This is a genomic window from Tessaracoccus palaemonis (genome assembly GCF_019316905.1).
Taxonomy (GTDB): domain Bacteria; phylum Actinomycetota; class Actinomycetes; order Propionibacteriales; family Propionibacteriaceae; genus Arachnia; species Arachnia palaemonis.
On the sequence record NZ_CP079216.1, the window covers coordinates 902,104 to 915,388 of the forward strand.

Annotated in this window: 13 protein-coding genes; 11 read left to right on the forward strand and 2 right to left on the reverse strand. The window is 69.6% G+C overall.

Going from position 1 to position 13,285, the window contains the following annotated elements; translation table 11 throughout:
• The first annotated feature begins 28 nt into the window (after positions 1–28).
• From KDB89_RS03970 to KDB89_RS04000, 7 genes are all read left to right on the forward strand, one after another.
• Positions 29–1,318 carry a cell division protein PerM gene (locus KDB89_RS03970; RefSeq protein WP_219083571.1) on the forward strand — a complete coding sequence of 430 codons (1,290 nt, stop codon included), beginning with the start codon at positions 29–31 and terminating at the stop codon, positions 1,316–1,318.
• Positions 1,319–1,328: 10 nt separating this feature from the next.
• Positions 1,329–1,904 (forward strand): phosphoribosylglycinamide formyltransferase, encoded by a 576-nt coding sequence (purN, locus tag KDB89_RS03975; RefSeq protein WP_219083572.1) that lies wholly within the window; start codon positions 1,329–1,331, stop codon positions 1,902–1,904.
• Positions 1,901–3,460, forward strand: coding sequence for a bifunctional phosphoribosylaminoimidazolecarboxamide formyltransferase/IMP cyclohydrolase (gene purH, locus KDB89_RS03980; RefSeq protein WP_219083573.1), 1,560 nt, complete (start codon positions 1,901–1,903; stop codon positions 3,458–3,460). Before purN ends, purH begins: the two co-directional genes overlap by 4 nt.
• A gap of 12 nt (positions 3,461–3,472) precedes the next feature.
• Entirely contained in the window at positions 3,473–4,327 is an 855-nt protein-coding gene (locus tag KDB89_RS03985; RefSeq protein ID WP_219083574.1) for a bifunctional methylenetetrahydrofolate dehydrogenase/methenyltetrahydrofolate cyclohydrolase, read from the forward strand.
• The gene (locus KDB89_RS03990) at positions 4,317–4,610 is read left to right on the forward strand and encodes a DUF3017 domain-containing protein (protein WP_219083575.1); all 294 of its coding nucleotides are present in this window, start codon (positions 4,317–4,319) and stop codon (positions 4,608–4,610) included. The genes KDB89_RS03985 and KDB89_RS03990 overlap by 11 nt, the downstream gene beginning before the upstream one ends.
• Positions 4,611–4,653: 43 nt before the next feature.
• Entirely contained in the window at positions 4,654–5,307 is a 654-nt protein-coding gene (locus tag KDB89_RS03995) for a vitamin K epoxide reductase family protein (protein ID WP_219083576.1), read from the forward strand.
• Positions 5,308–5,386: 79 nt separating this feature from the next.
• On the forward strand, positions 5,387–6,376 hold the full coding sequence (locus tag KDB89_RS04000; protein ID WP_219083577.1) for a malate dehydrogenase: 990 nt from the start codon (positions 5,387–5,389) through the stop codon (positions 6,374–6,376).
• 72 nt (positions 6,377–6,448) lie between these two features.
• On the opposite strand, the gene KDB89_RS04005 is transcribed toward KDB89_RS04000, so the two are convergent.
• Together KDB89_RS04005 and KDB89_RS04010 are read right to left on the reverse strand one after the other, a co-directional pair.
• Positions 6,449–8,050 (reverse strand): monocarboxylic acid transporter, encoded by a 1,602-nt coding sequence (locus tag KDB89_RS04005; protein ID WP_219083578.1) that lies wholly within the window; start codon positions 8,048–8,050, stop codon positions 6,449–6,451.
• Complete coding sequence (locus KDB89_RS04010) at positions 8,047–8,397, reverse strand: DUF485 domain-containing protein (protein ID WP_219083579.1); 351 nt, start codon at positions 8,395–8,397, stop codon at positions 8,047–8,049. Before KDB89_RS04010 ends, KDB89_RS04005 begins: the two co-directional genes overlap by 4 nt.
• Before the next feature lie 163 nt (positions 8,398–8,560).
• On the opposite strand from KDB89_RS04010, the gene KDB89_RS04015 reads away from it, so the two are divergent.
• From KDB89_RS04015 to KDB89_RS04030, 4 genes are all read left to right on the forward strand, one after another.
• Entirely contained in the window at positions 8,561–9,409 is an 849-nt protein-coding gene (locus KDB89_RS04015; RefSeq protein WP_438874090.1) for a formyltetrahydrofolate deformylase, read from the forward strand.
• 15 nt (positions 9,410–9,424) lie between these two features.
• Complete coding sequence (locus KDB89_RS04020; RefSeq protein WP_219083581.1) at positions 9,425–10,750, forward strand: hemolysin family protein; 1,326 nt, start codon at positions 9,425–9,427, stop codon at positions 10,748–10,750.
• Positions 10,743–11,957: a phosphotransferase gene (locus tag KDB89_RS04025; protein ID WP_219083582.1), complete on the forward strand. Its 1,215-nt coding sequence runs from the start codon at positions 10,743–10,745 to the stop codon at positions 11,955–11,957. Before KDB89_RS04020 ends, KDB89_RS04025 begins: the two co-directional genes overlap by 8 nt.
• A 125-nt stretch (positions 11,958–12,082) precedes the next feature.
• On the forward strand, positions 12,083–13,204 hold the full coding sequence (locus KDB89_RS04030; protein ID WP_219083583.1) for a BMP family lipoprotein: 1,122 nt from the start codon (positions 12,083–12,085) through the stop codon (positions 13,202–13,204).
• The last annotated feature ends 81 nt before the right edge of the window (positions 13,205–13,285 follow it).

The window sequence follows — 13,285 nt, forward strand, 5'->3', positions numbered from 1 at the left end:
GGCAACACTACCGGGGGATCCCAGGACTATGGCGCGCAACAGGGCCCCACGCACCGTGGCCGTCGACGTCGACGCTCCCAGCGCGCCGACGCCGGCGCGGCTGCCGCTGCCGTGGTGGCTCGTCGCCGTCGGGGGCCCCGTCGCGGTGCTGGCCGTGGGCTGGGTGCTCGTCGCCGCGTTCTGCGCTGTCGGGTGGCTGACCTCTCCCGAGGCCGACCTCGGCGCGGCCCTGCGGCTCGCCACCTCTGTGCTCCTGCTCGCGCACGGCGGGACGGTGCTCATCGGCGGCCAGGCCGTCTCACTCGCGCCGCTCGGCCTCACGGCCCTGCTCGTGTTCGTCGCGATCCCCGTCTCATCGTTGGCGGCGAGACTCGCCGCATCGCACGGGCAGGATCCCGACGACACCGGCGAGCTGCTCGTCGACGGCGAGGCCGTCGCGCTGCGGGTCGCCGGCACGTTCGCGGGGGTGTACTTCGCGGTCGTCCTCCTGGTCGGCGCGCTGCTCGAGGCCGTCACGCCCGGCCTCGTGATCGGCACGATCGTCGTCGCGGCCGTCTCCGGCCTGTGGGGGGCCAGCAGGGGAGTGGGCTACGACCCGACCGCGGTCTGGCCCTCCTGGCTGCAGGCGGTGCCGAAGGCCATGGCCGCGGCGCTGCTGGTCGTGCTCGCGGGCGCGTCGGCGGCACTGGCGCTGGCCCTCTGGTCCGGGCAGCAGCATGTTGCCGACATCGTCGTGGCGCTGGAGGGCGGCGCGGTCGGGACCATCCTGCTCGTCGTCCTGCACCTGCTCTACCTGCCGAACCTCGTGCTGGCCTGCGCCTCCTGGGTGCTCGGCGCGGGCATCACCTTCGGCGACGGGACCCTCGTCACGGTCGCCACCAGCGACGTCGGCATCCTGCCGTCCATCCCCGCGCTGGGTGCGGTGCCAACGGGCGACATGGCGCCAGCGCAGCTGTGGTGGCTCGTCGTCGGCGTGCTCGGCGGGCTCGTCGCAGGCGTGGTCATCGCGCTCGCCCGCCCCCGCGCCCGCTTCGACGAGACGGCCCTGGTCGGCGGCCTGTCCGGCGTGCTCGCCGGGCTGCTGGTCGCCGCGGCCTGCGCGCTGGGCTCCGGCGGCCTCGGCACAGGCCGGCTCGCGGAGGTCGGCGCCCGGTTCCCCGAACTGCTGATCTTCGCCCCGACCATCCTCGGGCTCTCCGGCCTGACCGGTGGGCTCGCCGTCGGCCTGCTGAGACGTGAGTGGCCGGAGCGCCGCCGCCCCGAGGACGGCGGGCCGACCCCGGATCCGGTGGACGACGCCGCCGGCGACATGGCCTAGGCTGCGGCGCGTGACCTGCTCCGTCGTCGTCCTCGCCTCCGGCTCCGGGACGCTCTGCCAGGCCCTGATCGACGCCGTCCGCGACTCCCGTGTCGACGCGCGCGTCGCGGCCGTGGTCAGCGACCGGACCGACGCCGAGGTGCTGACGCGGGCGCGCGCGGCCGGGATTCCCGCCGTCGCGCATCCCCTTGCCAGGGGCGCGGACCGCGCGGCCTGGGACGAGGAGCTCACCGCGATCGTCGACGGCTTCGCCCCGGACCTGGTCGCCTCCGCGGGGTTCATGAAGCTGCTCGGCGCGGCCTTCCTCGGCCGATTCGGCGGACGCGTCATCAACACCCACCCCTCGCTGCTGCCCGCGTTCCCCGGCATGCACGGGCCGCGGGACGCCCTGGCCGCCGGTGTCAAGCTGGCGGGCGCCACTGTCTTCGTCGTCGACGCGGGGATCGACACCGGTAGGATCCTGCTGCAGGGTGCGGTGGACGTCCTGCCCGATGACGATGTCGAGACACTCCATGAGCGGATCAAGGTGGTCGAACGCCGGCTGCTCGTGCAGGCGGTCGACGACTGGAAGAAGGAACACCCGTGAGTGATGTCATCCCGCTGCGCCGGGCCCTCGTATCCGTCTACGACAAGACCGGACTGGTCGAGCTGGGGCGCGACGTCGCCGCCGCCGGCGTCGAGATCGTCTCGACGGGCTCGACCGCCGCGCGGCTCGCCGAGGCCGGCGTGCCGGTGACCCCCGTCGAGCAGCTGACCGGCTTCCCCGAGTGCCTCGACGGGCGTGTGAAGACGCTCCACCCGTTCGTGCACGCGGGCATCCTCGCGGACCGACGCCTCGAGTCGCATGTGGCCCAGCTCGACGAGCTCGGTATCGCGCCCTTCGACCTGGTCATCACGAACCTGTACCCGTTCCAGGCCACCGTCGACTCCGGCGCGAGCGAGGACGAGTGCGTCGAGCAGATCGACATCGGCGGCCCCACCATGGTCCGCGCCGCGGCCAAGAACCACGCGTCGGTCGCCGTCGTCACGTCGGCCGAGCAGTACCCGGCGCTCCGCGAGGCGCTGCAGGGCGGCGGCTTCACTCTCGCCCAGCGCAAGCAGCTCGCCGCGGCGGCCTTCGTGCACACCGCCAGCTACGACGTGGCCGTCGCGGGCTGGATGGGCTCCGTCGTGACCGACTCCTCCGAGGGCACCGGCTTCCCGTCCTGGGTGGGGCGCACCTGGCTCAAGGTCGCCGACCTGCGTTACGGCGAGAACTCGCACCAGAGTGCCGCCGTCTACCGCAACGGCGACGGCACCGCGGGCCTCGCCGATGCCACGCAGCTGCACGGCAAGGAGATGAGCTACAACAACTACGTCGACGCCGACGCCGCGCACCGCGCCGCCTATGACTTCGAGGGCTCTGCGGTCGCGATCATCAAGCACGCCAACCCCTGCGGCATCGCCATGGGCTCCGACATCGCCGAGGCCCACCGCAAGGCCCACGCCTGCGACCCCGTCTCCGCCTTCGGTGGAGTCATCGCGGCCAACCGTAACGTCTCGCTCGAGATGGCCGAGCAGGTGCGCGAGATCTTCACAGAGGTCATCGTCGCGCCCGGCTACGAGGAGGGCGCAGTCGAACTGCTCTCGCGCAAGAAGAACCTCCGCATCCTGATCGCCGGTCCCTCGGCCGACGCGGGCCTCGTGCTGCGCGAGATCGACGGCGGCGCGCTCCTGCAGCAGGTCGACGAGATCGACGCCCCCGGCGATGACGTGGCCAACTGGACGCTCGCCGCGGGCGAGCCCGCCGACGAGGCGACGCTGGCCGACCTCGCGTTCGCGTGGCGGGCCGTGCGCTCCGTCAAGTCGAACGCCATCCTGCTCGCCTCCGACGGCGCCTCCGTCGGCGTCGGCATGGGCCAGGTCAACCGCGTCGACTCCTGCCACCTGGCCGTCGACCGCGCCGGCGACCGGGCCGCCGGATCCGTCGCGGCCTCCGATGCGTTCTTCCCCTTCGCCGACGGTGCCCAGGTGCTCCTCGACGCGGGAGTGAAGGCGATCGTGCAGCCCGGCGGCTCGGTGCGTGACCAGGAGGTCATCGACGCGGTCGCCGCCGCCGGCGTGACCATGTACTTCACCGGCACCCGCCACTTCTTCCACTGACAAGGAGCCCCCGTGACGGCACAGGCACTCGACGGCAAGGCCACCGCGGCCGCGATCAAGGCCGAGCTGGTCGGTCGCGTCGCCGCGCTGCGTGACCGCGGTATCTACCCCGGACTAGCGACGGTGCTCGTCGGCTCCGACCCGGCCAGCCAGAACTACGTGCGGATGAAGCACCGCGACTGCGAGCAGGTCGGCATCGAGTCGATCCGTGTCGAGCTGCCCGCCGATGCGACGTCGGACCAGCTGCGCGTCGCGATCGAGCGGCTCAACGAGGACCCCGGCTGCACGGGATACATCGTCCAGCTGCCCCTGCCGCGACATCTCGACGAGAACTGGGCGCTCAGCCTGATCGACCCCGACAAGGACGCCGACGGGCTGCACCCGATCAACCTCGGTCGGCTCGTGCTCAACGAGCCCGGCACGCTGCCCTGCACCCCGCGTGGCATCGTCGAACTGCTGCGCCGCCACGACGTGGAGCTCAACGGGGCCCATGTGGTGGTCGTGGGCCGCGGCATCACCGTCGGCCGCCCGCTGGGGCTGATCCTGACGCGCCGCAGCGAGAACGCCACCGTGACCCTCTGCCACACGGGAACCCGCGACCTGGCGGACCACACGCGCCGCGCCGACATCGTCGTAGCGGCCGCGGGCGTGCCGGGGATGATCACAGCGGACATGGTCCGCGAGGGTGCGGCGCTGGTCGATGTCGGCGTCAGCCGCGTCGACGGCAGGACCACCGGCGACCTCGCCGCGGACGTGTGGGACAAGGCCGCCTGGGTCACGCCGAACCCCGGCGGCGTCGGCCCGATGACCCGCGCGATGCTGCTCAGCAACGTGGTGGACCGCTCCGAGGCCCTGCATGCCGGATAAGCGCGACAAGCCGGCCGCGACCTTCCCGTCGAGTCCGTGGGCGCTCGGCGCCGCGTTGGCTCTCGTGGGGTTCGCGGCCGGTTTCGCCGCGTTCGGCTACTGGCGTCGTTCGGCGCTGATGATGTCGGCCGCGCTGCTGCTCGCCGGGTTCCTCCGACTCGTCCTGCCGCGCCGAGCCGCCGGGCTGCTGGTCGTGCGCCGCCGGTGGATCGACGTTGCGGTGTTGTTCGCACTTGGCGTGCTGATCGCGGTCGTCTCGCTCGTGGTGCCGCCGTCGCGGTGACCCCGGTTTGTCCGACGCTGACCCCCGTGTTTCGATAGTGGCCATGCAGCAAGCCGTTGAAGACGTCGACCTGGCCCCCAACAGGGGGACGGACCCCCGCCCGTGGCCGAAGCCGCGCGACCGCTACATCGTCTTCGGGGAGATGCTGCTGTTCGCGACGCTCAGCCTCATCGCCTCCTTCGTGTTGTCCTACGACGCGATCATCCTCGCCAGGAACCCCGACGCGATCCTCAGCTGCTCGATCAACGCGATCTTCGACTGCGCCAAGGTCGGCACCACCTGGCAGGCCAACGTCTTCGGCTTCCCCAACGCGTTCCTCGGCCTGATCGCCGAGCCGGTCGTCATGACCATCGCCGTCGCGTCCCTGTGCGGCACGCGCTTCCCGCGCTGGTTCATGTTCACCGCGAACATCGTCTACTTCCTGGGTGTCGTCTTCGCCTACTGGCTGCTCGTCCAGAGCACCTTCGTGATCGGCGCCCTGTGCCCGTGGTGCATCCTCGTGACGATCTCCACCACCTTCGTCTTCTGGTCCATGACCAGGTGGAACATCCTCGAGGAGAACCTGTTCCTGCCACCCGCGGCCCAGGCGAAGGCCCGCGCCTTCGTCGACGGCGGCTGGATGACCATCACCCTGATGGCCTGGCTCGTCCTGGTGGGGCTGCTCGAGGTGCTCAAGTGGGTGTTCAACATCCTCTGACCGGTGCCCGTCCCCCCGGGAGAGTGGAGTCGGAGTAGAGTCGCTTCCACGGACAAACACCGTTCTTGGAAGGACAAGTATGAGCACTGAGGCTCCCCTCAAGATCGCCGTCACCGGCGCCGCCGGCCAGATCTGCTACAGCCTGCTGTTCCGCATCGCCAGCGGGTCGCTGCTCGGCGACCGGCCGATCGAGCTGCGTCTCCTCGAGATCACCCCTGCGCTGAAGGCGCTCGAGGGTGTCGTCATGGAGCTCGACGACTGCGCATTCGGCAACCTGGTCAACATCGAGATCGGTGACGATCCCCGCAAGGTCTTCGACGGCGTGCACGCCGCCATGCTCGTCGGCGCCATGCCCCGCAAGGCCGGCATGGAGCGTGGCGACCTGCTGTCGGCCAACGGCGCCATCTTCACGGCGCAGGGCAAGGCTCTCAACGACGTGGCGGCCGACGATGTCAAGGTGCTCGTGACGGGCAACCCCGCGAACACCAACGCGCTCATCGCCATGAAGAACGCCCCCGACATCCCCGCCTCGCAGTTCAACGCGCTGACGCGCCTCGACCACAACCGCGCAAAGTCGCAGCTCGCGGCCAAGCTCGGCGTGCCGGTCACCGAGGTCAGCCACATGACCATCTGGGGCAACCACTCCGCCACGCAGTACCCGGACCTGTTCAACGCCAAGGTCGGCGGGAAGAACGCGGCCGAGCTCGTGGGCGACGAGGCGTGGATCGAGAACGACTTCATCCCCACCGTCGCCAAGCGCGGCGCCGCCATCATCGCCGCCCGCGGCCTCTCGTCGGCCGCCTCTGCGGCCAACGCGACCGTCGAGCACATGCGCGACTGGATCCTCGGCACCCCGGAGGGTGACTGGGTCTCGATGGCCGTGCCGTCCGACGGCTCCTACGGGGTTCCCGAGGGTCTGATCTCCTCGTTCCCGTGCACCGTCAAGGATGGTAAGTACGAGATCGTGCAGGGCCTCGAGCTCGGCGAGTTCTCGCGCGCCAAGATCGACGCCTCCGTCGCGGAGCTGGTCGACGAGCGCAACGCCGTCACCGAGCTCGGCCTCATCTGAGCCGCGCCCGACATGTAAGGAGCCGGTCACCCCGCGGGGTGACCGGCTCCTTACGTGTTCAGACGGTCCGGATCAGTGGTCGAGGGCGCCCTCGGCGCCCGCGCCGGTCATGGAGCGGACCTCCATCTCGGCGGCCACATCGGCGTACTCGGGTCCGTCCGGCTTCACGACCGAGCCGAGCCAGCCGAGGAGGAAGCCGACAGGCACCGAGACGATGGCCGGGGAATCGATCGGGAACCACGCGAAGTCCAGGTCGGGGAACATCGCCGTCGGTGCCCCCGACACGGCGGGCGAGAAGATGATCAACACGACGGCGGTGAACAGGCCGCCGAAGATCGACCACACCGCGCCGGCGGTGGAGAACTTCTTCCAGTACAGCGAGTAGAGGATCGACGGCAGGTTCGCCGAGGCCGCGACGGCGAAGGCCAGCGCGACAAGGAAGGCGATGTTCTGCCCGTTCGCGGCGATGCCGCCGACGATCGCGATGAGGCCGATCGTGACCGACGTCCAGCGTGCGACCCTGATCTCCTTGGCCGGATCGGCCTTGCCGTCCTTGATCACCGAGTTGTAGATGTCGTGCGCGAACGACGCCGACGCGGTGATGGTCAGGCCGGCGACGACCGCCAGGATGGTGGCGAACGCGATGCCGCAGATGATCGCCATCAGGATCGCCCCGCCGAGCTCGAACGCCAGCGCAGGCGCCGCCGCGTTGGCCTTGCCCGGCATGCCGTTGATGGCCTCCGGGCCGACGAGCCACGCTGCGCCGTAGCCGAGCACCATCGTGAACAGGTAGAACGCGCCGATCAGGCCGATGGCCCACGTGACCGAGCGGCGCGCCTCCTTGGCGGTCGGCACGGTGTAGAAGCGCATCAGCACGTGCGGGAGGCCCGACGCGCCGAGCACCAGAGCCATGCCGAGGGAGACCAGGGCGACCGGGTCCTTGTACTTCGACATGGGCTCGATCAGGTTGATCTCGGAGCCCTGCGCGGCGGTGGTGTTCATCGCCTCGCCGATGAGCCCCGACAGGTTGAAGCCCGCCATCGCGAGCACCCACACAGTCATGACCAGCGCGCCGGAGATCAGCAGCACGGCCTTGATCATCTGGACCCAGGTCGTGCCCTTCATGCCGCCGATGAGGACATAGGCGACCATCAGCAGGCCGACGATCACGATGACGATGTTCTGCGCGGCCGGGTCGCTGATGCCGAGCAGCAGCGACACCAGACCGCCCGCGCCGGCCATCTGGGCCAGCAGGTAGAAGAAGGTGACCGCCAGCGTGGAGATCGCGGCCGCGAGGCGGACGGGCTTCTGCTTGAGCCGGAAGCTCAGCACGTCGGCCATCGTGTACTTGCCGGTGTTGCGCATGGGCTCCGCGACCAGCAGGAGTGCGACCAGCCAGGCGACGAGGAATCCCACGGAGTAGAGGAGGCCGTCGTAGCCGTACAGGGCCACGGCGCCGACGATGCCGAGGAAGGAGGCGGCCGACAGGTAGTCGCCCGCGATGGCGAAGCCGTTCTGCCTGCCGTCGAACTGCGCGCCGCCGGTGTAGAAGTCGCCGGCCTTCTTCTTGCCGCCCGCGGTGACGCGGATCACGATGAACATCGTGACGACGACGAAGGCCGCGAAGATCGCGATGTTGATGGCGGGATTGCCCAGGGTCTCAAGAAGCTTCATCGTGCGCTCTCCTCGAGTTCGGTACGCAGCTTGGTGGCGATGGGATCGACGTCCTTGTTCATGTGGCGGATGTAGAGCCAGGTGATGAGGAAGGTGCTCACGAACTGGAGCAGTCCGAAGATGATGCCGACGGTGACGTTGCCGAACACGTGGGTCATCATGAGGTCCTTGGCCAGGATGGAGGCCAGGACGTAGGCGAGGTACCAGACGAGGAACACGGCGGTCATCGGAAAGGCGAAGGACCGGAAGACCTTCCGCAGCTGGGTGAACTCCGGCGAGCCCTGGACCCGCCGGAACTCTTCAGGTGGGATCGTGCCCTTGCTCGGGTCGGTCAGTGAATCGGGCATGGTGGTGCGTCTCCTGCGTGATGTGTGTCAGCGCTCCGTTGCGCTGGCGTCACGGTAACAACGAATATCCTTGACCGAGGCAAGTTTCCTGAATTGATGTGATGGTGGACAGGCCCGGTACCGCCGACCCTGTCGCAGGCCCGGCTCCTTCGGCCCCACTACGATGTGCGTCATGGACCTGAACGTTGTCACCCTGACCTGCCCCGACCGTCCCGGCATCGTGCATGCGATCACCGGAGGAATCGTGGCCGCGGGAGGCAACATCACCGAGTTGCAGCAGTTCTCCTCCCCGGACTCCGGCCTGTTCTTCACGCGCATCCAGGTTTCGGGCGCCGGCGAGCAGGAGCTGCGCAACGCGATCTCCGTGACCACGACGGGGTTCGGGGCCCGTCTCCGTGTCGACGATGCGACCAGGCCGCTGCGGACCCTGATCCTCGCGTCCAAGGCCGGGCACGCCGTCAACGACCTGCTCTTCCGCTGGCAGAGCGGTGACCTGCCCGTCGACATCGTGCGCATCATGGCGAACCACCAGGTGCTGGCCCCGATGGCCGAGTTCTACGAGGTGCCGTTCACCAGCCGGGTGGTCACGAAGGAGACGAAGGGGGAGTTCGAGGACGAGATCCGACGTGTCGTGGAGGAGGAGAGCATCGAGCTCGTCGTGCTGGCCCGTTACATGCAGATCCTCAGCCCCGAGCTGTGCGAGTTCCTCGCGTGGCGGGCGATCAACATCCACCACTCGTTCCTGCCGGGCTTCAAGGGCGCCAACCCGTACCGTCAGGCGCATACGCGCGGCGTCAAGCTGATCGGAGCAACGGCCCACTTCGTCACCAGCGACCTCGACGAGGGCCCGATCATCGAGCAGAACGTCGTGCGCGTCGACCACACGATGGAGGTGCCCAAGCTGGTCCGCAAGGGCCAGGCCCAGGAGTCGCAGACGCTGGCCGAGGCGGTGCGGCTGTTCGCCGAGCACCGCGTGCTGGCCGACGGCGACCGCACCGTCATCTTCCGCTGAGCGGGTGAAGCAGCCATGGCCGCAGACATCGCGCTCGTCTTCGTCTTCATCCTGATCGGTGGGGTGTTCGCGGCTGCCGAGATGTCGATGGTCACGCTCCGGGAGAGCCAGGTGCGCGCGCTCGCGGCGAAGGGTAAGCGCGGCCAGGCCATCGAGCAGCTGACCAGCAACCCGAACCTCTTCCTCAGCTCGGTGCAGATCGGCGTGACCGTCTCCGGGTTCCTGTCCGCGGCCTTCGGCGGCGCGACGATCGCCGACGCCATCAGCCCGGCCTTCGTCGCGATGGGCATGCCCGATGCGGTCGCCGGGACGGTGGCCCTCGTGCTCGTCACGGTCGCGATCTCCTACTTCTCCATCGTGATCGGCGAGCTGACGGCCAAGCGGCTCGCCATGCAGCGGGCCGAGGCCTTCGCGCTCGGGCTGGCCCCGCTCGTCTCCGGCATCTCACGGCTCGCGCGGCCCGTGATCTGGTTCCTCGACGTGTCGACGAACTTCCTGGTCCGCCTGCTCGGCGGCGACCCGGCGCGGACCAAGGACCAGGTGACGGACGAGGAGTTGCGCGCGATGGTCGTCGCCTCGTCGACGCTGGGCGCTGAGGAGCGGACCATCGTCGAGGAGGTGTTCACGGCGGGGGAGCGGTCGCTGCGCGAGGTGATGGTGCCCCGCACCGAGGTCGACTTCCTCGCCGGGGACATGCCCATCCAGCAGGCCTACCGCGAGGTGCGCGGAGCATCGCACTCGCGCTACCCCGTCACCGACGGCAGCAACGACCGCATCATCGGCTTCCTGCACGTGCGCGACCTGATGGACGTCGAGGGGCAGGCGCGCAGAGGCGACGTCGCGAGCCTAGCCCGGGAGGTGCTGTTCCTGCCGGAGACCGTCAAGATCCTGCGTGCGCTGACCGCCATGCGTTCGGCCCGCTCCCACCTCGCGATCGTGCGCGACGAGTACGGCGGCACCGCCGGCATCGTCACGATCGAAGACCTCGTCGAGGAACTGGTCGGCGACATCACCGACGAGTACGACGAGGACCCGACCACCTCCCTGCACCGCGAGGTCAACGAGGTCGACGGGCTCACCACCATCGAGGAGTTCGCCGAGCTCACGGGCTACGAGATCCCCGACGGCCCCTACGACACGGTCGCCGGGTACTTCATGGCCCAGCTCGGTGCCCTGCCGCAGCTCGACTCCCAGGTGAGCGTCGCGCTGCGGCCCGAGGGCGACAGGGAGGGGACGCCCGCCGTCCTCACCCTCACCGTGACGCAGCTCGACGGCCGTCGCGCCGCCTGGTTCTCGCTGCGACGCGAGGCGGCCCCCGACGGCGAGGCCGACGGTGGCTGACGACGGCCTTGAGCTGCTCACCGGGCCACGGGTCGAGCCGCTGCTGAGGGCCGCCGTGGAGCATCAGGGGGGCAGCCTGCTCACCTGGTCCCTCGACCACGTGGACTCCGTGCCGGAGCAGTCCACGACCGCGACCTATCTCGCCCGGATCCGCTGGGCCCACGGCGAGCGCAACGAGCTGCTCGGGGTCAGCGCCAGGTCGGGCGACCTCGTCCCGAGCGACGAACGGGCCGAGATCTTCGAGGACGGCACCCGCAAGGTCGCCGTGTGGCTGTACCCGCACGACCCCGATCTGGCGGGCCTGCCGCGCGCCGCGTTCCCGGAGCTGATGGCCGAGACGCTGTCGGGGGTGCTGCCACGCCCCGTGACCGGCGACCAGCTGCGCCTCACCATGATCGGCTACCGGCCCCGCCGACGGGCCGTGGTCAGGGTCGACGTCCTCGACCCGCGCGAGGTGTTCTACGTCAAGGTCCTGCGCTCCAAGGTGTTCGACGACGTCCACCGCCGCCACGCCCTGCTCCGCGACGCGGGCATCCCGGCGCCCGAGGTCGCTCTGGCGACCCAGGACAACCTCCTTGTCACACGGGAACTGCCCGGGGCGGCGCTGGCGCGGGCGCTGTTCGAGCCGGGCGATCCCTGCACCGCGGAGGAGCTCGTCGCCCTGCTCGACTCCATGCCGGCCACCGTCGCGGCCCTCGAGCGGAGGCCACCCTGGTCGGACGCCGTCGGCCACTACGCGAAGATGGTCGCCGCGACGCTGCCGGAACTGGCCGACCAGCTGGCCCGGCTCAGCGCGCGCATCGAGGAGGAGCTTGCCCGCTACGGCGCGGGCGACGAGCCGACGCACGGTGACTTCCACGAGGGGCAGTTGCGCGTGGCCGGCGGCCGGATCGTCGGTATGCTGGACGTCGACACGATCGGCCCGGGCCGCCGCGCCGACGACCTTGCGTGCCTGATCGGCCATCTCTCCACCATCCAGCGGATGAACCCCCGCCAGGAGGCGAAGGTCCGCGACCTGCTCGCCCGCTGGGTGCCGGTGTTCGACCGCCGCGTCGACCCCGTCGAGCTGAGGCTGCGCGCCGCCGCGGTGGTCATCTCGCTGGCGACGGGCCCCTATCGCAGCCAGGCCCCTGACTGGCGGACGCAGACCGTCGCGATGGTGCGTTCGGCGGAGGCGCTGGTGCGGCAGGTGGTCCCCGGCCGCTGAAACAGCGGCCGTGGAAACACTGTGTTTCGGGTGCATAACGAAGCTCAGTTCGATGCGTGTGGTTGGGAAATGAAGCGGTAGTGTCTCGACCACAGATCCACACACTGTCTGAGGAGAGATTCTTCGTGAAGAAGTCCCTGCTGAGCATCATGGCGCTGACCAGCGCATCTGCTCTCGCCCTGTCCGCGTGCGCCGAGGCGCCCACCGCGACCACCACCGCCGGTTCGTCTGAGACCGCCTCGGCCGCAGCCTCGGGCAGCACCGCCGCGGCGACTGATTTCACCGCGTGCATGGTCTCCGACGCGGGTGGCTTCGACGACAAGTCGTTCAACGAGACCGCCTACAACGGCCTGCTGAAGGCCAAGGACGAGCTGGGTGTCCAGACCAACCAGATCGAGTCCAACGCCGAGTCCGAGTACGCGGGCAACGTCCAGGCCATGATCGACGCCGACTGCGACGTCATCGTCACCGTCGGCTACGCGCTGGCCGCTGCCACCGAGGCGGCCGCCAAGCAGAACCCCGACGTCTCCTTCGCGATCGTCGACAACGCCTCCTTCGAGGGTGTCGACAACGCCAAGGGCCTCATCTTCAACGCCGCTCAGCCCGCCTTCATGGCCGGCTACGCCGCCGCCGCGATGACCTCGACCGGCACCGTCGGCACCTTCGGCGGCGCGAACTACCCGACCGTGAGCATCTTCATGGACGGCTTCGCCGAGGGCGTCAAGTACTTCAACGAGCAGAAGAGCGGCTCCGTCAAGGTCATCGGCTGGGACGAGGAGAAGCAGGACGGCCAGTTCATCGGCGGCAACAACCCGTTCGGTGACGTCTCCGGCGGCAAGAACACCGCCGCGACCCTGATCGCCCAGGGGGCCGACATCATCCTCCCCGTCGCGGGTCCCGCCGGCATCGGCGCCCTGCAGGCTGCCCAGGAGTCGGGCGGCAAGGTCAACGCCATCTGGGTCGACACCGACGGGTTCGTCTCCGTTCCCGACTACAGCTCCAGCATCATCACCTCCGTCGAGAAGGAGATGGACGTCGCCGTGTTCGAGGCCATCAAGGCCGCCATGGACGGCTCCTTCAGCTCCGACCCGTACGTCGGCACGCTGGAGAACGGTGGTGTGGGCCTCGCGCCGTTCCACGACTTCGAGTCGAAGATGCCCGAGGGCCTCGCCGACGAGCTGGATCAGATCAAGGCCGACATCATCAGCGGCGCGATCACGATCACCTCGCCGAGCCAGCCTTCCTGACCCGGCACCGCATGAAGGGAGGGGCGCGACCGCGCCCCTCCCTTCGTGTTACCGGAAGCGAAGCTAGGCTGTCCCCACTCA